The organism is Corynebacterium sp. LK2590 (genome assembly GCF_040946105.1).
Taxonomy (GTDB): Bacteria; Actinomycetota; Actinomycetes; order Mycobacteriales; family Mycobacteriaceae; genus Corynebacterium.
Genome location: NZ_JAYWMH010000005.1, coordinates 87,518 through 105,766 on the forward strand (window position 1 = coordinate 87,518; position 18,249 = coordinate 105,766).

An 18,249-nucleotide genomic window follows, 5' to 3' on the forward strand; every position below is an offset into this window, starting at 1 on the left:
CCAAGTTTTTCTCGCTTACCCTTTTATCTCACTTGTATACACACTAATCTGCCTTTTATGAGACGTATAACACTTTTTGTCCTCGCCCCGCTCTTCTTCGTCGCCGCCTGTTCCTCCGGTGAATCCACCCAAGACACCCCCACCCCCGAGGCCGGCAGCACCGTCACGCAGGAACCCAGCGCGGCGGAGAACTCCGCCCAGTCCTCCACCCAGTCCAGCTCGAAGGCCAAAAAACAGCTCCAAAGCCGGCGATGCCGACGCCGAGGCCTCCGCCGACAACACCGCGGCTGCCGACAGCACCCAGGAACCCGCCGCCGAGAACAACCAGGAAGCCGGAGCGGGTGCCGGAGCCGGCGCGAGCAACCGCGCGGTCGACTACGTTGCCTCCGACTACATGGATCTGGTCATGCACAACCCCACCCCCGGTCAGACCGCCACCGTGGCCGGCACCTACTACGAGGTCTGCATCTTAGGCGACGGCTTCGGCATTAACACCGTCCTGGCCGGCGAGAACACCAGCTGCGAGTTCGGCAGGGCCGTCTTCGACGCCCAGACCGCCGGACACAACCCCACCGGCGAGAACGTCCGCGACTTCTACCAGCCGGAAATCTCCGTGGCCAGCCCGGCCACTGGCCAGACCTATAACATGCAGTGCAGCGTGTTGGGAGATAAGTCCATGGAGTGCACCGGCGGGAATAACGCGCGCGTGGTGTTCTACTAGTCGGAGTCGGTCGACAGCGCGGCGACGAAGGCTTCCTGCGGCACGGAGACCGAGCCGATGGACTTCATGCGCTTCTTACCGGCCTTCTGCTTTTCTAGCAGCTTGCGCTTACGCGAGATGTCGCCGCCGTAGCACTTGGCGAGCACGTCCTTGCGCATGGCGCGGATGTTTTCACGGCTGATGATCTTCGAGCCGATGGCCGCCTGCACCGGCACCTCGAACTGCTGGCGCGGGATGAGCTCTTTGAGCTTCTTGGTCATCTTGTTGCCGTAGTGCTGGGCGTGATCGCGGTGCACGATGGCCGAGAAGGCGTCCACGGGATCGCCCTGCAGCAGGATGTCCACCTTGACCAGGTCGGCCAGCTGCTCGCCGGCCTCCTCGTAGTTGAGGGAGGCGTAGCCCTTGGTGCGGGACTTGAGCATGTCGAAGAAGTCGAAGATGATTTCGCCCAGCGGCATGGTGTAGCGCAGCTCGACGCGGTCCTCGGACAGGTAATCCATGCCGCCCATCTGGCCGCGCTTGGACTGACACAGCTCCATGGTGGGGCCGACGAATTCCTCCGGCACGATGACCGTCATCTTCACGATGGGCTCGTAGACCTCGCCGACCTTGCCGCCCGGCCAGTCGGAGGGGTTGTGCACGATCTGTTCTTCCCCGTCCTCCTTGACCACGCGGTAGGTCACCGACGGCGCGGTGGAGATGAGATCCAGGTCGAATTCGCGCTGCAGGCGGTCGCGGGTGATCTCCATGTGGAGCAGGCCCAAGAAACCGCAGCGGAAGCCGAAGCCCAGCGCCACGGAGGTCTCGGGCTCGAAGGTGAGGGAGGCGTCGTTGAGCTGGAGCTTGTCCAGCGCGTCGCGCAGGTCCGGGAAGTCCGCCTGGGAGATGGGGAACAGACCGGAATAGACCATCGGCTTCGGGTCCTCGTAGCCGCGCAGCGGGTTGTCCGCGCCGTTTTTGGCCCAGGTGACGGTGTCGCCCACCTTGGTCTCGCGCACGTCCTTCACGCCGGTAATCAGGTAGCCGACCTCACCGGGGCCCAGCCCCTTGCAGGAGGTGGGCGTGGGCGAGACGATGCCGATGTCCAGGATCTCGTGCTCCACGCCCGTGTTCATCATGAGCACCTTCTGACGCGGCTTCAGGGTCCCGTCCATCATGCGGATATAGGTGACCACGCCGCGGTAGGTGTCGTAGACGGAGTCGAAAATCAGCGCGCGGGCCGGGGCATCCGAGCCGCCCTCCGAAGTCGGGGCCGGCACCAGGTCGACCAGGCGGTCGAGCAGCTCGACGACGCCCTCGCCGGTCTTGCCGGACACGCGCAGGACCTCCTCCGGCTCGCAGCCGATGATGTTGGCCAGCTCGAGGGCATACTTATCCGGATCGGCAGCCGGCAGATCGATCTTGTTGAGCACCGGGATGATTTCCAGGTCGTTTTCCATGGCCAGGTAGAGGTTGGCCAGGGTCTGGGCCTCGATGCCCTGGGCGGCATCGACAAGCAGGATGGCACCCTCACAGGCCTCGAGCGCGCGGGAGACCTCGTAGGAAAAGTCCACGTGGCCCGGGGTGTCGATCATCTGCAGGACCATCTGGGTGCCCGCCAGCTCGCCCGACTGCGGGACCCACGGCAGGCGCACGTTCTGGGCCTTGATGGTGATACCGCGCTCGCGCTCGATGTCCATGTTGTCGAGGTACTGGTCGCGCATGTCGCGCTCCTCTACCACCTTGGACAGCTGGAGAATGCGGTCGGCCAGGGTCGACTTCCCGTGGTCGATATGAGCAATGATGCAAAAGTTCCGGATCTTGGACGGATCCGTGAACGTAGTGGCCGCAAAATTCTCAGACAACGATGTCCCTTAATCTCCTCGAGTAAATAGGTAGTCCGTCCCAGCTTACCCAAGACACGGGCGCTACCGGCAAGTAGGATAGACACATGGTTAACCCCGAGTCTGCTCGCACCTCCTCACCCTCCTGGGGCCGGAAAGTCCTGCACGCGCTGGGCGTGGGCGACAAGGAACCCATCGACAAGGGCCTAAGCCACATCAACCAGAGCCTGGGCCTGCACGGACACCACACGAGCTGGGAGCCGCGCAAGCCCGCCGACATCCGGGTGGAGGCCACCCAGGACCGCGCGCGGTCCATCTTCTTCGCCCCGGACATGGACGGCCAGGCCGACTCCGGGGAGGTCGTCTGGGTCTGGGCGCCGACCGGCGGGGCGCAGTCCCCGCCCACCGAGCGCGCGGTCCTCGTGGTCGGCCGCACCCGCACCACGGTGCTAGGCCTGCTCATCTCCCCCAACCCGGAGCACGCCGAGGACGATTGCTGGCTGGAGATCGGCTCCGGCGAATGGGACGAGTCCGGCCGCCAGTGCTGGATCCGCCTGGACCGCCTGCTGGAAATCAGCGAGGAGCAAGTCCGCCGCCAAGGCATCCTGTTCCCGCAGCGCCGCTTCGAGCGGATCGCCAACCGCCTGCGCGCCGTCTACCACTGGGCGTAGGCGCTAGAGTGCGTTTTGTCCGGGCAGGCACCCGGCTGCTAAGATAGCCGGGTTACTTGGACTCCGGGCGCGTCGGCCGGGCGGGCAGGACCTTGGGTTCGCCTTGTACGCCGGCGCCGCGGCTGCATCTGTGGCCTGGAGCCATGTCCGGAGAGTGCCCCAAGTTTCGTTGTCAATCAGATCGATTACTTAAGAGGTATTTTCAGCTATGGCTAACATCAAGTCCAAGCAGAAGCGCGTCATCACCAACGAGAAGGCTCGCCGTCGCAACAAGGGCATCCGCTCCGCGGTCCGCACCGAGATCCGCAAGTTCCGCGAGGCTGTCGCCTCCGGTGACAAGGCTGCCGCTGAGAAGCAGCTGCGCGTTGCTTCCCGCTCCCTGGACAAGTCCGTGTCCAAGGGCGTGTTCCACCGCAACACCGCTGCTAACAAGAAGTCCGGCATGGCTAACGCCTTCAACAAGATGGCCTAGGCCCACCCCGGCTTCATAAATACTGGCCGCCGGCCCGCACGGTAAGGAGGATTCCTCCCCGCGGGCTGGCGGCCTTTATTTTTAACCCTCCAGGCGAACACCTGTTCCCCGCAAGGCGGGCCGCGCGGCCGGCGGGTCGGCCGGGGCGCTAAGATATTGCCACGATGAACAACCTGAAGCCTTTGATGAAATGGGTAGGCGGCAAACGCCAGCTCCTACCAGCCATTCGGTCCGCCCTCCCCGCGGCCGGGTTTCAGCGCTATTTCGAGCCCTTCCTGGGCGGCGGCGCGGTACTGCTCGCGCTCGCCCCGGGAAAGGCCACGGTCAATGACTTAAATACCGAGCTCATCAATGTCTACCGAGTCGCCCGCGACCACGTGGACGAGCTCATCGGCCTGCTGGCGGGCTACCCGAATACCCCGGAGTTCTTCTACGAGCTGCGCGCCCTGGACCGCGACCCGGAGGTCTTCGCGGCACTGAGCGCCGTCGAGCGCGCCGCCCGCACGGTCTACCTGAACCGGACCTGCTACAACGGCCTGTACCGGGTCAACTCCGCCGGCCAGTTCAACGCGCCCTTCGGCCGCTACAAGAACCCGACCATCTGCGACGAGCCGACCCTGCGGGCGGTGGGCGCCTACCTGCGCGACAACGACATCGAATTGCTCAACGGCGACTACGCGGTGCTGCTGGAGACGGCCCAGGCCGGCGACTTCGTCTACCTCGATCCGCCCTACGACCCGGTCAACGTCACCAGCTCGTTTACCGGCTACGCCGCCGGCGGCTTCGACCGCAGCCAACAGGAACGCCTCAAGCAGGCCTGCGACGAGCTGGACGCGCGCGGGGTCAATTTCCTCCTGTCGAACTCCGCCACGGAATTCATCCGGGACCTGTATGCGGACTACCCCACTGAGATCGTCGGCGCCACCCGGGCCATCAACTCCGTGGCCTCCAAGCGCGGGAAGGTCGATGAGGTCCTGGTCCGCAACTACACCGACACTGTGGGAGGAGCCACCGCATGACCCGGGCCACTGACGCCGAGGCCGCCGAAATAGCCGAGCTGCGCGACCGTTTCGAGATCAGCAAGGACACCAAACTCGGCGTCAACGACATCGGCTGGCTGCGCGTTTTCGCCGCCGAGGAATTCGCCGGGCCCCTGGAGCGCGACGGCTTCGCCTGCATTACCGCCTCCCGCCTGAAGGAGATCAGCCGCCGCGAGCCCCGGCTGATGGCCAAGCACGACTACTCCAGCTCGCGGCCGTGGCCATTCCGGAAACACGGCCTGTCCGTGGTGCCGCTGTCGCGCGATTCCTACCTGGTCGGCAAGTTCGGCCTCTATCAGGCATTCGAGCGCGGGCCGCAGCCGACCCGGCGCCTGCCGGTGCCGGCGGACATCGAGTCCCTGGACTTTTCCCAAATCACCTCCGAGTCGCTGGCCCTGGCTGCGGCGGATCTCAGCGGCATCCTGGAAGACTTCATCGGCAGCAGCCCCCTGCGCTCGACGGTCTCGGGGCGCATGTCCACCCACCAGATCCCGCTGCGGCTGGCAGGCCGGGACTTCACCGTGGACCGCGCGCAGATGGAGATCGACGGCGGCTACGAGTCCGCGGACTGCCTGGTGCTCATCGAGGCGAAAAACCACCTGCCCGAGGACTTCAACATCCGCCAGCTGTATTTCCCCTACCGGCGCTTCCGGCAGGTGGTCTCCAAACCGGTGCTGCCGGTCTACCTGCTGTATTCGAACGGCGTTTTCCACCTGTTCCTCTACGCCTTCGACGACGAGAACGATCCGCGCAGCATCCGGCAGGTGCGCTCGGCGCGTTACTGCCTGGGCAGCACGCAGCTGTCGGCCGACTCGCTCCTCGACGCCATCGAGCGCACCCGCGTGGAAACTGAGCCGGCCGCAGCCCCCTTTCCGCAGGCGGATTCCTTCGCGCGCGTGGTCAACCTGTGCGAGCTGCTCGCCGCCAGCGAGGAGCCGCTGACGAAGGACTATATCCACACCGCCTACGGCTTTACCTCCCGGCAGGCGGACTACTACGCGAACGCGGCGGCCTACCTCGGCTTGGTCTGCACCGACGCGCAGAGCGTGGCCCTGACCGAGCTGGGCGAGCAGGTCATGGCGCTCGATGACCTAGACGCGCGCAACTTCGCCATCGTGGAGCGCCTGGCCGCCCGCGGGGTCTTCCGCACGGCCGCCCGGCGCGCGCTGGGCGGGGAGAAAATAGGCCGCGACGAGGCCGCGGAGATCATGCGCGCCGCAGACTTGGGCCTGGGCGAGACCACCCTCAAGCGGCGAGCGGCCACCGTCGCCGCCTGGACCGAGTGGGTCCGGGACCTGGCCCAGGCCGCCCAGGCCGAGCCCGCGGCCGGGCAGCCGGGCCTATGGGAAGAGGATCTCCCGCAGGCCGTTGACGGCCAACAGGACGCCGGCCACGAGGAAGAAGGCACCGGCGGCGATGTCGATCCAGGGGCCGGCCGCCAGTAGCTTCCGCCGGACCGCGTTGGTGGAAATCACGCAGCTTAGCGCGACGAAGAGAAGGAAGCTGGACAGCGACAGCGACAGCACCAGCGCGACCGATAGCCCCAGCGGCGGGTGCGCCGGCAGCAGCGGGGCGATCATCGCGGCCAAAAACAGCACGATCTTCGGGTTGGACAGGTTGGTCGCCAGTCCCAGGCGGAAGGCCTGGCGCATGCGGCCCAGCCGCTGCACGGCGTCATCCAAGCTCTGCGGCGGGTTGCGGCGCTCGGCCAACCCGGAACGCATGGTCTTCCAGCCCATCCACACCAGGAAGGCACCGCCGATGGCTTGGACGAAGCCTAAAACGGACGGGAAGGTGCTCAGCAGCGCGGCTGCGCCGAAGACGGTCAGCGTGCACCACATCAGCACCCCGACCTGGATGCCCGCGGCCGCGGCAATGGCGTGGCGGCGGGACTTAGTGGCGTACCGGGTCACCAGGATGACGTCCGGGCCGGGGCTGGCGGCCCCGACCAGGTTCATCACGATGATCGCGAGAAACGATGACCAGCTCACGAAAGGCGCTCGACCAGGTCGGTGCGCTCAAACATGCGCGCGGTATCCAGGGCGCTGGGGGTGCCGGCCTGGGGATCGGCGCCGGCGGCCAGGAGGGCGTCGATAACCGCGTCTTCCTTCTTAAAGATGGCGCCGGCCAACGGCGACTGGCCCCGATCATTGAGGAGGTCCACGTTTGCGCCCTCCTCCGCCAGGGCGGCGACCAGCTCAGCGTGGCCGTGGTAGGCGGCGAGCATGACGAAGGATTGCCCCTCGTGGTTGACCAGGTCGATGTTCACGCCCTGGTGGATGTAGTCCAGCAGGGTCTTATCGCCCTGGCGGGCCATGTCGAAGAGGCGGTTAACGAGGTCTTGGAGTTCCGGTCCGGGTGCAGTCATGCCCCTAAGCCTAATCTTTTGCCCCCGGCGGGCCGGCCTTAGGCCCGGGTTTTCATCCGGCCAGCTCCGCGATCCGGCGCACCGCCGACTCCACGGCGAAGTCCGGGTCCTTGCCGGACTGGCCCTTGACGTCGTAGTCGAGCTCGTCGATGAGGATGACGGCCTCCGTGACCGCGCGGCCGGACCAGCGGCGGGCCACCGGCTGGGTCAGCTTGACCACGTACGGGTTCAGGCCGGTCTGCTTAGCCAGGGAATACTGGTCGCCGCGGGCGGAGTACAGCCTGGCGATGGCGCTGACCTTGTTGGCCAGGGCGCTGGCGATGGCCACCGGGCTAGCGCCCAGCTGCAGCGCGCGCCGACAGGTGGCGACCGCGGTGTTGGTCTTGCCCGCGACCGCGGCGTCCGCGATATCCCAGTTGGCTACCTCGGCCACCCCGGAATAGTATTCCTGGACCGCCTGCATGGTGACATTGCCGCCGGTGTCCGCGACCAGCTGGCTAACGGCTGAGGCCAGCTCACGCAAGTCCGAGCCCACGCCCTGGAGCACCGCGTTGACCACGTCCGGGGTCGGCTGCACCTTGTGCCGGGAGAATTCCTTTGTCACCCAGCGGCCCAGCTCGTTCGGGTAGAGGGAAAAGGCGTCGTGGCGCTCCCCCAGCTTCTGGAATGCGGTGATCAGCTCGGGCTGTTTCTTCTTGTTCTTGAGCGTCTTGGCCGTCACGCTGTAGACCGCCACCAGGGTCATCCCGGGGGCGAGCTGCTTCGCGCAGTTGATCAGCAGACCGGTCAGCTCCTTACCGACCTTCTCGGCGTCGGTGACCACGATGAGCCGGTTGTCGCCGAATAGCGACGGGCTGGTGGCCTCGGCCAGTTCGCCTTCGGTGACCTCGCTGGCCCGCAGGGTGGTCGTCTCCGGGGTCTGTCCGGTATCCGCCGCGACCTGCTTGGTGATGGTGCGGCGGGCGCGTTCGGTGAGGAATTCGTCGTCGCCGACGATGAGGTGGACCGGTGAAGCTGGCATGCCCTTCATCTTAGAACCTCCCGTCCACCGCGTGCTGGGTGCCGTCCACATAGACCCGCACGGGACCGTCCCGGGCCGGGTAGAGCACCGGGATATAGTCCGGCGTGCGCGTGGGCCGGTCCGCCGCGGGGCCTTCGCCGGATAAGACCACGATCACCTGCGTGCCGGGCGGGACCGGCTCGATGTCGTCGTCCGTGTCCACCACGTGCGCGCGCAGGTCCGCCAGGTTAACTTCCGGGGCGCTGGTGTGCACGCGCGCCCCGCCCCGGGCCTGGAGCCAGGCGGGCGCGTGCCCCAGCGACCCCGCAATCCCCAGCACCGCGGCCAGGCTCAGCACCAGCGTGACGGTCAGTCGCGGCCGGTGGAAGAGGAAGCCGGCTACGACCCACCCGTAGACCAGCGCGACCGCCACCGGGCCGGTACTCACCACCGCCAGGGGCAAATCCCGCACCGCGTGCGCCACGGAATTGATCCACCACGTGCACGGCTCTATCACCTTGAGCAGCACGCCCGCCAACGGCGTCCCGATCCCCGGGATGTTAACCGCGATGGCGGCCGCCAGCCCCACCACCGTCACCGGCGCGGTGGCCGGGGCGACGGCCACGTTCGCCACGATAGAGACCACTGAGACCTCCCCGGCCATCAGCGCCACGATAGGGATGGTCACGATATCGGCCGCCACCGCCACCGCGAAGGCGCGGGTGATAAGGTCCGGCAGGCCGAGCGGGGCCAGCCAGCGATAAAAGACCAGCTGCAGCGCCACGATCCCCGCCGTCGCCGCCACCGAGAGGGCGAAGCCGTAGTTGACCGCCAGCTCCGTGTCCCACCACAGCAGACCGATGATCGCCAGGCACAGGCCGTGGACAGGTTCCATGCGCGACGAGTTGACCACCGCCAACAGCCCGACCAGGCCGGTCACTCCCGCGCGCAGCACGGAAGGCTCCGCGCCCACCAAAGCCACGAAGACGGCCAGCGCCCCGAGCGCGCTCAGCACCTGCCCGCGCGGCGAGGCCCGCGCCCAGCGCGCCACGAGGGCCGCCGCCGCGGTGACCACCACGACGTTGGCCCCGGAGACCGCCGACAGGTGGCTCAGGCCGGTCTCGATATATAGGGCCCGCTCGGCCGCGTCCTGCAACCCCACGTCCCCCAGGACCATCCCGGGCAGCAGGCCTTGGCTGGCCGGGCCTACCGTGTCCAGCACCACGGCCTGGAACTTCTCGGTCACCCCGGCGGCCCAGCCGGCCCAGCCCTGCGGGGCGGCCAGGGCCGCGGCGTCGCCGTTTATCACGACCTCCACCACGCCGGGACGGTTCGATTCACTCACAGTGCCCTCCACGGCCACCCGCGTGCCCGCCGGCGGGTTTTTAAACCCGTCGACCGTGGGAAGGGACTCGCTAAAAACCGGCACCGTTCCCGGCACCCCGTCCACGTCCAGGCGCAGCAGCCACCCACCGCTGTCCAGGGCCACCGGAGCCGATTGCAGCTCGCCTTCCACCCGCCCGGTCGGCGAAAACCTCGCGGCCCGAGCCTGCCGCACCAGCGCCACCGCCAGCGCCACGCCGCCGGTTGCCGCCACGACCAACGCCTGTCCGACGTGCCGGCGCAGCGCGGCGGCCACGACCACTGCTCCCACCACGCCCAGGGCCACCAGCGGCCAGCCCAGGACCACAGCCAGGGTGGCCGCCCAGACGCTGGCGGCCGCGGGCACTAAGCGCAGCTCCCTCACACGGTCACCTGCCCTTCCAGCTGCGCGAACTTCGCCGGCCCGATCCCACTGACCTCCAGCAGCTGGTCCACCGCGCTGAACCCACCGATGCTGTCGCGGTAGTCCACGATGGCCGCGGCGGTGACCTCCCCCACCCCGCTGAGGGTCTGCAGCTCGCTGGCGCTGGCGGTGTTGATATTCACCGCCCCTCCGGCGGCTTCCGAGGAGCCGTCGGTACTGGCACCGCCGCTGCCGCCTTCCCCGCCCTGGAGGCCGCCGGGCTCCACGGGGGTCTCGCCGGGGCCGACCACGTGGATCTGCTGGGCGTCCTGGAGTACCTGCGCGTGGTTGACTTGCGCCAGGTCCGCCTCCGGGAGCGGGCCGGCGGCGGCGAGCGCATCCGCCACCCGGGCGCCCGGCTCCAGCGTGACCAAACCGGGCCGGGCGACCTTGCCCACCACGGAGACCACCACCGGGCCGGTGGTCGGCGCGGCCTGGTCAGTTGTTGTTGCCTCCGCCCCGCCGGCCTCGGCGGGGTGGGCGCTAAGCGCCAGGTTGGATTCCTCGATCTCGGGACCGCCCTCCTCCCAGGCCAGGTGCGCCTCCTCGGCCGGGTCGTCGCGCAGGGCGCTACACCCCACCCACACCACCAGGCCGAGGATGAGGACGACGCCGAGGACGGCGGCAGGGGCCACGGGGATGCGAAACCGGGGAGCCGGGAAGGAGACGTCCATGAGTTCCTCGGTCCCGGTGGGCCGGGTCAGTTCTCTTAATCTATCGCTCAAATGCGGTGCGCTCATGCCGCCGAGACTAAAGTCCCCGCACCGGAAAGGGAAGGGATTTTCCCAGGACACCGGCCACAAAACGAAATTTAACCCGAAACCATAAAAGTCCTTTTATCGGTTACTCGCAATGGTCCCATCCAGGCACGAAAAATTTCGGCCTCCTTGGCTACATTGCTGTTTCGCTGCTATTGCTCGCGCTGGTGGCGGGCGGCGAAGGTTCCCAAGGGGTTCTTCGGCTTCGGGGCCGGAACCGGGGTTTCGGTGGCAAAGACCGCAGACACTCCGATGGCGCCGGAGCCGACGTGCACGGACAGCACCCCGCCGAGCGGGAGCAGCATGAACGACGAGCCCTCCGGCAGCGCCCCGTCTAGCAGGTCCTGGAGGCGTTCCGCGGCCTCCTCGTCGCCGTTGTGCTGGATGGCCACGAAGGCTGGCTCGCCCTCGGCGCGCTCGACGGCCAGCTCCACCAGCTTGGTAAAGGCCTTGGTCTGCGTGCGGGTCTTGCCCACTAGGTCCACCTTGCCGTGGACGAGCTCCATGATGGGCTTGGTGGCCAGCAGCGCGGTCGAGAGCATCGCGGTGGCGGTGGACATGCGGCCAGAGCGGCGCAGATCGTCCGTACTGGACAGGTAGACCCAGGTATTGGAGCGAGCCAGCGTGTCCTCGGCCGCGGCCCGACACTCCGCCAGGTCCGCGCCGTCTTGCGCCATCCGCGCGGCCGCCATGACCGCCGCGCCCATGCTCATGCCGGTGGAGCCGGAGTCGATGACCGCCAGAGCATCGGCGGCAAAGGCGCCGGAGGCCGTCACGGCGGAAGAATACGTCGAGGACAGTTCCTTCGACAGGTGGATGGCCAGCACGGCTTCCTCGCCGCCGGCGGAGGCCGCGCGCTCCATCTGGCGGCCGTAGAACGCCGCGAGCTCGATGGCGCTGACCCCGGCGGTGGACTGTTCGGTGCCGTCCTTGCCCTCGCCGTCCATGACGTGGAGCTGGATCACACCGATGCCCAGCTCCGCCACGATCTCCTCGGGCAACCCGGCCGAAGAATCCGTAACTACGCGTACCGCCACTAGATATCAGCCCCGCCGTCGCCGACGACGCGCCCTCCCATGTTCCAGCCATCGAAGTACCAGGTGGCCTTAGCCGGCTGGGCGGGATCGAAGTGCACGGGGGCGAGCGGACGTGCCGCGTCGAAGACCGGGCGGGCGGTCAGCTGCGCCCAGTGGGTGTTCTTCAGCCCGGACAGCGTGCCGTACTGGCGGTGCTCCAGGCCGAGCAGGTGGCAGGTCAACGCCGCGATAGCCCCGCCGTGGGCCACCACCAGCAGCGCCTGGTCATTCCAGTCGTGGAACGACTCCATGAGTTCGTCGATGACCGGCCGGGCGCGCTCGGCTACCTGCACGCGGGACTCACCCTCCGGCGGGGCCCAGGTGGCATCGTGGCGCCACAGGGCGCGGGCGCCGGGGAACTGCTCGTCCACCTCAGCGGAGCTCATCCCCTGCCAGTTGCCCAGGTTGGTCTCCCGTAGGCGCGGATCGGTCTGGTAGTCCAGCCCCAGGGCCTCGCCCACGACGCAGGCGGTCTCCGCCGCGCGGCGCAGGTCCGAGGCGACGATCTTGGCCACGCCTTCCCCGCGCAACAACTCGCCGGCTGCCCGGGCTTGGGCGTAGCCGGTCTCCGACAGCTCCGTATCCAGGTGCCCTTGCATGCGGCCCGTGGCGTTATAGGTGGTCTGTCCGTGGCGAATCAGGATCAGGCGGCGGCTCATGATGCGGGGACTACCTAGATCTCTTCGTGTTCGCCCGGGGCCTTGTCAGCCAGCGGGAGGTCGGCGACGGATTCCGCCTCGCGCGGGTTGACCTCGTCGGCCCACTGGCCGGGGCGCTGCGGGGCCTCGACGCCCGGGATTTCCACCAGCGGGCAGTCGTGGTAGAGGCGGTCGAGGCCGTAGTGGTCCCGCTCGCCCTCGCGCTGGACGTGGACGACGACGTTGCCGTAGTCCAGCAGCACCCAGCGGTTTTCCCGATTGCCTTCGCGGCGCTTCGGCTCGTAGCCGGCCGCGGTCATCTCGTCTTCGATCTCGTCCACGATGGAACGGACCTGGCGCTCGTTATCGGCGGAGGCGATCACGAAGACCTCGGTGACCGCCAGCACGTCGGAGACGTCGATAGCGGCGATGTTGCCACCCAGCTTCTCTTGGGCAGCGCGCGCGGCTACCTCGGCCATGCTCCGGGCTACGTCAGTAATAGACAATGCGGGAAATCCTTTAACAAATTCTGCAGACGTTAATTTCTACCAATAATCGATACTAGTGTCCCACGTTTTCGGACATTTTCCTACTCGCGGCGCGCTGCTAGAGCGGCTGATCGGGGTTGATCCGGTAGAGATTGTTCTTGGCAATATATTGCACTACCCCATCCGAGACCAAATACCACACCGGCCGGCCGGCGGCGGCGCGCTCACGGCAGTCGGTGGAGGAAATAGCCATCGCGGGGATCTCCACCAACTCTATCCCCTGCCGCGACTCGCGGGGCAGCATTTTATCGGTCAACTCGTAGCCCGGGCGCGTCACGCCGACGAACCGGGCCATCTGCAGCATCTTTTCCCAGTCCCGCCAGCTCATAATCGAGCTGAGCGCGTCCGCGCCGGTGATGAAGAACAGCTCGGACTCCGGGTAGTACTCCCGCAGGTCCTGCAGGGTGTCGATCGTATAGGTCGGCCCCTCGCGGTCGATGTCCACGCGGGAGACGGTAAACCGCGGGTTGGAGGCGGTGGCCACCACCGTCATCAGGTAGCGGTGCTCGGCGGGGGTTACCTGCCGGTCCGCCTTCTGCCAGGGCTGGCCGGTGGGCACGAAGACCACCTGGTCCAGCTGGAAGCGGTGCGCTACCTCGCTCGCGGCCACCAAGTGGCCGTGGTGGATGGGATCGAAGGTCCCACCCATAATCCCTATACGGTTGCTCATGGATGATGAGTATACGTCCCGGCTAGGGGCGGGTGTGGCCGTTGCCCTGCAGCACCCACTTGGTGGAGGTCAGCTCCGGCAGGGCCATGGGCCCGCGCGCGTGCAGCTTCTGCGTGGAGATGCCGATCTCCGCACCCATGCCGTAGACCTCGCCGTCGGTAAAGGCGGTCGAGGCGTTGAGCATGACCGCGGCGGCGTCCACCTCGTTGGCAAAGCGCAGCAGGACGTCCGCGTCCTGGGCCGCGATGGCCTCGGTGTGGCCGGTGGAATAGCGGCGGATGTGCTCGATGGCCCCGCCTACACCGTCGACGACCTTGGCGCAGATATCCATCGAGAGGGATTCTTCCGCCCAGTCTTCCTCGCTGGCCTGCACCGCGCCCTCGACGCCGAGGGCGGCTAGCTCTTCGGTGTCGCCGTGGATGGCCACCCCGGCGTCCTGGAGGGCCTGGATGACGCGGAGCTGGTCGGCGGCCGGCAGGGCGGCATCGACCAGCACGCACTCGGTGGAGTTACACACCGAGGTCCGCCGGGTCTTGCCGTTGATGACCATGTCGATGGCCTTGTCCAGGTCCGCGGAGGCGTCCACGTAGAAGTGGCAGTTGCCGGTGCCGGTCTCGATGGTCGGCACGGTCGCGCCGGTGACCACGGCGTTAATCAGGCCGGCGCCCCCGCGCGGGATGACCAGGTCGACCAGGCCGCGGGCGGTAATCAGGTCCTGGACCGAGTCGCGGGTGGTGCACGGCAGCAGCTGGACCCCGGCGCGCGGCAGGCCCGCGCCCTCCAGGGTGGACTGCAGGATCTCCACCAGCTTCTCGTTCGAGTTGCGCGCCGACTTCGAGCCGCGCAGCAGCGGCACGTTGCCGGACTTCAATGCCAGGCCGAAGGCGTCGACGGTGACGTTCGGGCGGGCCTCGTAGACCATGCCCATGACACCGAGCGGCACGCGGATCTGGCGCATCTGGATGCCGTTATCCATGGTGCGGCCCTGCACCACCTCCCCCACCGGGTCTTGCAGGCCGGCCACCTGGTTGAGGCCGTCGGCGATGCCGGCGACCCGGTCGGCGTCCAGGCTCAGGCGGTCGATGAGCGAATCCGACATGCCCGCCTCGCGGCCGGCGTCGATGTCCTTCTGGTTGGCCGCGAGGATCTCCTCGGTGGCCGCGACCAAGTCCTTCGCCGCCTGCCGCAGGATCTCGTTCTTCTGCGGGGTGGTCAGCTGCGCGATCTGCGCGGCGACCTCCTTGGCCGCGCGGGCCTTGGTCAGCACCTCGTCGCGCTCGGCTTGGCGTTCTGGGCTCAGTTCATCCGTAGATTGAGTCATGCGTCCCAGTGTACGTAACCCCCGCCCGCTCATCCCCCGGATTGATGCACTGGGTCACACGGAGGCTGTCGCCTCCGCGCCGTTATCCGCGGCGTTAATAACCGGCGTCCACGTCGACCTCGGTGGGCAGGCTGCCGTCGTGGGCGAAGGCCCGGGCCACCTCGACGGTGTGGGCGCCGCTGCGCTTTTTGACCGAATACGGCGGGTTGGCCACGTGCGGGGTGATGACCACCTGCGGCATCTCCCACAGCGGGTGCCCGTCCGGCAGCGGTTCCGGGTTGGTCACGTCCAGGCCGGCGCCGGCGATGGACCCCTCGCGCAGGGCCTTAACCAGCGCATCCGTGTCCACCAGGGGCCCGCGGCCAACGTTGATGACCACGGCGTGCTCCGGCATCAGTTCCAGGGCGTGGCTATCCACCACGTGGTGGGTTTCATCGGTCAGCGGCAGCAGGAGAACGAAGTAGTCGGCCGCCGGCCAGACCTTCTCCAGCTGATCGGTCGGGATGGTGCGGTCCGCGCCCGGCACGTCCTTGCCGCTGCGGTTGACCGCGATGATCTTTGGGCCGAAACCGCGCAGCATCTCGATCAGCCGCTTGCCGATGCCCCCGGCGCCGACGATGGCGACCGTGCTGTCCTCGAAGAGGAAGGAGGTGTGCGCCTCCACCTCGTCGCGGTTGCCCCAGCTATCCCCCACGCGGCGGTGGGCGTGCAGCTGCGCCAGCAGCAGGGCGATGGCGGATTCGGCCACGGTTTCATCGTAGAGCCCGGCCGCGTTCGACCAACGCGTGCCGCAAGTGCGGGTCAGCTCGCGCATCTGCGGCAGCAGCGCGTCCACGCCCGCAAACGGCAGCTGCACGAAGCCGAGGGATTCCGGCAGGCTATCCGGCAGCTCCTCGGCGCCGCCGGTGAAGAACAGGAAGTCCGCCTCGCCTAGCTGGTCCATGCCCAGCTGGGTGAAACCGGCCTCGTCGAAGGCGGCCTGGGCCGCCTCCCAGCGCTGCGGGTGCATCACGTATTTCATGGCTTAATAACCTGCTTCCGGGTTGACTTCGGTGGGCATGCGCTCGCCGGCGGCAAAGGCCCGGGCGTTCGCGTCGAAGACCGGGCCCATGTGGAAGCGCGCCACCCGCTGGGAGGCCGCGATGTGCGGGGTCATCGTGCAGTTCGGCAGCGCGTAGAGCGGGTGCCCGTCCGGCAGCGGCTCCGGGTCCACGACCTCGAGGCCGGCGCCGGCGATGGTGCCGTCCTGCAGCGCCTGCACCAAGTCGTCGGTGACCACGGTGTCCCCGCGGCCGACGTTGATGAAGATAGCGCTGGGCTTGAGGCGAGCGAAGAAGGAGGCATCGATAAGCCCCTTGGTCTCCTGCGTCAGCGGCAGGATGTTCACGACGAAATCGGCGCGGCCCCAGACCTGCTCGGATTCCCTGAGGGCGAAGGTCTCGCCCGCGCCGGCGACCTCGCGGCCCGAATTGTTCACGGCGATAACGTGCATGCCGAACGGGGCGAGCATCTCAATCAGGCGCTTGCCGATGCCGCCGGCGCCCAGCACCACCACCGTCTTTGGGTCGCGGCCGGCCGGGCTGTAGAGCCACGCCTGCTGCTTGTCCAGCTCGCCGGCCACGCTCCAGTCCGCGGCCAGGGCGAAGGCCTTGTGCTGGTGGGCCTGGGAGAGTAGCAGCCCCAGCGCGGATTCGGCGACCGGGGTGGCAAAGGCGCCGGCCGAATTCGCCCAGCGCAGCCCGCCCTCACTAATCACCCCGGCCTCGATAAGGCCCTCCACCCCGGTGAAGCAGTGCTGGACAAAGCCGATGTTGTCGGGCATCTGCGGAATCTTGGCGGGGTTCGGCGAGGTGTTGATATACGCTTCCGCGTCCTCCAGCCGGTCGACGCGCTCATGGCCGGCGGCGTCGATATCGGCGACCGTCTCTTCCCAAATATAGGGGCCCATAAAGTACTTCATGGGCCCCACGCTACGCGACGGCGCCAGCCCGCGCTGGCGCCTTGCGCATTCTTTTCGCCGCCGCCTTAGAGGCGGGAGGCGTAGTTGGACAGGTAGTCCGCGTGGACGACGGCGCGCTGCATCTCCACCGGCAGCTCGTCGGTGTGCCGGCCCATGATTTCGCGCAGCGTACTCGAGTCGAAGTTGACCTCACCGCGGCCGATGACCTTGGACTCCGGCCCAACGATGTCCACGATCTCCCCGGCGCGGAACTCGCCGTCCACGTCGGTGATACCGACCGCGAGCAGGGAGTTGCCGCCGCGGGTGACGGCCTCTTCCGCGCCGGCGTCCAAGCGCAGGGTTCCGCCGGAGTCCGCCGAGTACAGCGCCCAGAACTTCCAGGCGGACAGGCGGCGTTCCTCGCGGGTGTGGAAGACCGTCCCGACGCGGGAATCCTCCAGGGCCGGGCCGATGTTATCGGCCGAGGTCAGCAGCACCGGCACCCCGCCGCGGGCGGCCAGGCGCGCGGCCGAGACCTTCGAGGCCATACCGCCGGTGCCCACCTTTCCACCGTCGCCGGCGGCCACGCCCTTGAGATCCTTGCCGGTGCGGACCTCGTCAACGAACTGGGCGTCCGGCTCCGCCGGGTTGCGGTCGTAGAGCCCGTCCACGTCAGAGAGCAGGAAGAGCGCGTCCGCCGAGGTCAGGTGGGCGACCAGGGCGGAGAGCCGGTCGTTGTCGCCGAACCGCATCTCGGAGGTGGCCACCGTGTCGTTCTCGTTGACGATCGGCACGGCGCGCAGGTGGCGCAGGCGCTCGATGGTGCGCTGGGCGTTGCGGGCGCGGTCGCGCTTGCCGGCATCGGAAGCCGTCAGCAGGACCTGGCCCACGGTGCGGCCGTAGCGAGCGAAAGACCGCGACCACTCGTAGGCCAGGTGCACCTGGCCGACCGCGGCGGCGGCCTGCTTGGTGGCCAGGTCCGTGGGGCGCTGGGTCAGCCCGAGCGGCTTCATGCCCGCGGCCACGGCGCCGGAGGAGACCACGATGACGTCGGAGACCTCCATGCGGGCCTGGATGGCGTCGACGATCCGGTCGATCTTTTCCGGGGCGACCGAGAAATCATCGCCCGTTAGAGAGGAAGAACCGATTTTGACCACCACGCGCTTGGCCTTGGCGATCTCCTCGCGCAGCTGGGATTCGTGCCCCATCGCCAGGGACTCGTCGGCTTGCGGCGCCGGATCCGGGAAGGGAGTCTCCGGAGCTTGGTCCGCATACGGTTCCAGCGGCAGGGGCCGGGAAGGCTGGTCGGCAGAAGTACTGTGATTGTCCGATTGCGCAGTCATGCCCACCGATCATACAAACCTACCGCGCCGGTGTGCAGGCCTTACCTACTTTTGGCCCACCTCGCCGCGTCAGCA

General features: G+C 67.7%; 19 protein-coding genes. 5 read left to right on the plus strand and 14 right to left on the minus strand.

Translation table 11 applies throughout. The features are described 5' to 3' along the window. Positions 1–406: 406 nt before the first annotated feature. Positions 407–721, plus strand: coding sequence for a hypothetical protein (locus VVR85_RS07510; protein WP_368520317.1), 315 nt, complete (start codon positions 407–409; stop codon positions 719–721). On the opposite strand, the gene lepA is transcribed toward VVR85_RS07510, so the two are convergent. After that, positions 718–2,565, minus strand: coding sequence for a translation elongation factor 4 (gene lepA / locus VVR85_RS07515; RefSeq protein WP_368520318.1), 1,848 nt, complete (start codon positions 2,563–2,565; stop codon positions 718–720). The genes VVR85_RS07510 and lepA overlap by 4 nt on opposite strands. A gap of 86 nt (positions 2,566–2,651) precedes the next feature. Here lepA and VVR85_RS07520 point away from each other — a divergent pair, with 86 nt between their 5' ends. From VVR85_RS07520 to VVR85_RS07535, 4 genes are all read left to right on the plus strand, one after another. Further along, positions 2,652–3,215, plus strand: a complete 564-nt coding sequence (locus VVR85_RS07520) for a type II toxin-antitoxin system PemK/MazF family toxin (protein ID WP_368520319.1) — start codon at positions 2,652–2,654, stop codon at positions 3,213–3,215. Positions 3,216–3,423: 208 nt separating this feature from the next. Continuing rightward, entirely contained in the window at positions 3,424–3,687 is a 264-nt protein-coding gene (gene rpsT, locus VVR85_RS07525; protein ID WP_070769038.1) for a 30S ribosomal protein S20, read from the plus strand. 164 nt (positions 3,688–3,851) lie between these two features. Continuing rightward, positions 3,852–4,706, plus strand: a complete 855-nt coding sequence (locus VVR85_RS07530; RefSeq protein WP_368520320.1) for a DNA adenine methylase — start codon at positions 3,852–3,854, stop codon at positions 4,704–4,706. Further along, positions 4,703–6,172 (plus strand): type II restriction enzyme, encoded by a 1,470-nt coding sequence (locus VVR85_RS07535; protein WP_368520321.1) that lies wholly within the window; start codon positions 4,703–4,705, stop codon positions 6,170–6,172. Before VVR85_RS07530 ends, VVR85_RS07535 begins: the two co-directional genes overlap by 4 nt. Here VVR85_RS07535 and VVR85_RS07540 read toward each other — a convergent pair. The 13 genes from VVR85_RS07540 to proB form a co-directional block, all read right to left on the minus strand. Continuing rightward, a complete protein-coding gene (locus VVR85_RS07540; RefSeq protein ID WP_368520322.1) occupies positions 6,068–6,718 on the minus strand; it encodes a LysE family translocator in 651 nt (216 codons plus the stop codon). The two genes, VVR85_RS07535 and VVR85_RS07540, sit on opposite strands and share 105 nt — an antisense overlap. Then, positions 6,715–7,095, minus strand: a complete 381-nt coding sequence (locus VVR85_RS07545; protein WP_368520323.1) for an ankyrin repeat domain-containing protein — start codon at positions 7,093–7,095, stop codon at positions 6,715–6,717. Before VVR85_RS07545 ends, VVR85_RS07540 begins: the two co-directional genes overlap by 4 nt. A 52-nt stretch (positions 7,096–7,147) precedes the next feature. After that, entirely contained in the window at positions 7,148–8,125 is a 978-nt protein-coding gene (gene holA / locus VVR85_RS07550; RefSeq protein ID WP_368520324.1) for a DNA polymerase III subunit delta, read from the minus strand. A 1-nt stretch (position 8,126) separates the two neighbouring features. Continuing rightward, positions 8,127–9,824 (minus strand): ComEC/Rec2 family competence protein, encoded by a 1,698-nt coding sequence (locus VVR85_RS07555; RefSeq protein WP_368520325.1) that lies wholly within the window; start codon positions 9,822–9,824, stop codon positions 8,127–8,129. Between the two features lie 14 nt (positions 9,825–9,838). Then, a complete protein-coding gene (locus tag VVR85_RS07560) occupies positions 9,839–10,621 on the minus strand; it encodes a ComEA family DNA-binding protein (protein ID WP_368520326.1) in 783 nt (260 codons plus the stop codon). A gap of 170 nt (positions 10,622–10,791) precedes the next feature. Beyond that, positions 10,792–11,676 carry a DegV family protein gene (locus VVR85_RS07565; RefSeq protein ID WP_368520327.1) on the minus strand — a complete coding sequence of 295 codons (885 nt, stop codon included), beginning with the start codon at positions 11,674–11,676 and terminating at the stop codon, positions 10,792–10,794. Then, entirely contained in the window at positions 11,676–12,374 is a 699-nt protein-coding gene (locus VVR85_RS07570; protein ID WP_368520328.1) for a histidine phosphatase family protein, read from the minus strand. Before VVR85_RS07570 ends, VVR85_RS07565 begins: the two co-directional genes overlap by 1 nt. Positions 12,375–12,388: 14 nt before the next feature. Beyond that, positions 12,389–12,859 carry a ribosome silencing factor gene (rsfS, locus tag VVR85_RS07575; RefSeq protein ID WP_368520329.1) on the minus strand — a complete coding sequence of 157 codons (471 nt, stop codon included), beginning with the start codon at positions 12,857–12,859 and terminating at the stop codon, positions 12,389–12,391. A 100-nt stretch (positions 12,860–12,959) separates the two neighbouring features. Then, positions 12,960–13,571 (minus strand): nicotinate-nucleotide adenylyltransferase, encoded by a 612-nt coding sequence (gene nadD / locus VVR85_RS07580; RefSeq protein ID WP_368520330.1) that lies wholly within the window; start codon positions 13,569–13,571, stop codon positions 12,960–12,962. A gap of 22 nt (positions 13,572–13,593) precedes the next feature. Beyond that, positions 13,594–14,892, minus strand: coding sequence for a glutamate-5-semialdehyde dehydrogenase (locus VVR85_RS07585; protein WP_368520331.1), 1,299 nt, complete (start codon positions 14,890–14,892; stop codon positions 13,594–13,596). A gap of 94 nt (positions 14,893–14,986) precedes the next feature. Beyond that, the gene (locus VVR85_RS07590; protein ID WP_368520332.1) at positions 14,987–15,913 is read right to left on the minus strand and encodes a D-isomer specific 2-hydroxyacid dehydrogenase family protein; all 927 of its coding nucleotides are present in this window, start codon (positions 15,911–15,913) and stop codon (positions 14,987–14,989) included. A gap of 3 nt (positions 15,914–15,916) precedes the next feature. Beyond that, a complete protein-coding gene (locus VVR85_RS07595; protein ID WP_368520333.1) occupies positions 15,917–16,852 on the minus strand; it encodes a D-isomer specific 2-hydroxyacid dehydrogenase family protein in 936 nt (311 codons plus the stop codon). Between the two features lie 65 nt (positions 16,853–16,917). Then, positions 16,918–18,174, minus strand: a complete 1,257-nt coding sequence (gene proB / locus VVR85_RS07600) for a glutamate 5-kinase (protein ID WP_368520334.1) — start codon at positions 18,172–18,174, stop codon at positions 16,918–16,920. Positions 18,175–18,249: the final 75 nt, after the last annotated feature.

Bases quoted from the DNA above. Each gene is read 5' to 3' on its own strand.
- VVR85_RS07570 (WP_368520328.1), bottom strand. From the start codon at position 12,374: ATGAGCCGCCGCCTGATCCTGATTCGCCACGGACAGACCACCTATAAC.
- VVR85_RS07545 (WP_368520323.1), bottom strand. From the start codon at position 7,095: ATGACTGCACCCGGACCGGAACTCCAAGACCTCGTTAACCGCCTCTTC.
- proB (WP_368520334.1), bottom strand. From the start codon at position 18,174: ATGACTGCGCAATCGGACAATCACAGTACTTCTGCCGACCAGCCTTCC.
- VVR85_RS07595 (WP_368520333.1), bottom strand. From the start codon at position 16,852: ATGAAGTACTTTATGGGCCCCTATATTTGGGAAGAGACGGTCGCCGAT.
- rpsT (WP_070769038.1), top strand. From the start codon at position 3,424: ATGGCTAACATCAAGTCCAAGCAGAAGCGCGTCATCACCAACGAGAAG.
- VVR85_RS07510 (WP_368520317.1), top strand. From the start codon at position 407: ATGCACAACCCCACCCCCGGTCAGACCGCCACCGTGGCCGGCACCTAC.
- VVR85_RS07585 (WP_368520331.1), bottom strand. From the start codon at position 14,892: ATGACTCAATCTACGGATGAACTGAGCCCAGAACGCCAAGCCGAGCGC.
- nadD (WP_368520330.1), bottom strand. From the start codon at position 13,571: ATGAGCAACCGTATAGGGATTATGGGTGGGACCTTCGATCCCATCCAC.
- VVR85_RS07560 (WP_368520326.1), bottom strand. From the start codon at position 10,621: ATGAGCGCACCGCATTTGAGCGATAGATTAAGAGAACTGACCCGGCCC.
- holA (WP_368520324.1), bottom strand. From the start codon at position 8,125: ATGAAGGGCATGCCAGCTTCACCGGTCCACCTCATCGTCGGCGACGAC.
- VVR85_RS07530 (WP_368520320.1), top strand. From the start codon at position 3,852: ATGAACAACCTGAAGCCTTTGATGAAATGGGTAGGCGGCAAACGCCAG.
- VVR85_RS07590 (WP_368520332.1), bottom strand. From the start codon at position 15,913: ATGAAATACGTGATGCACCCGCAGCGCTGGGAGGCGGCCCAGGCCGCC.
- VVR85_RS07535 (WP_368520321.1), top strand. From the start codon at position 4,703: ATGACCCGGGCCACTGACGCCGAGGCCGCCGAAATAGCCGAGCTGCGC.
- VVR85_RS07520 (WP_368520319.1), top strand. From the start codon at position 2,652: ATGGTTAACCCCGAGTCTGCTCGCACCTCCTCACCCTCCTGGGGCCGG.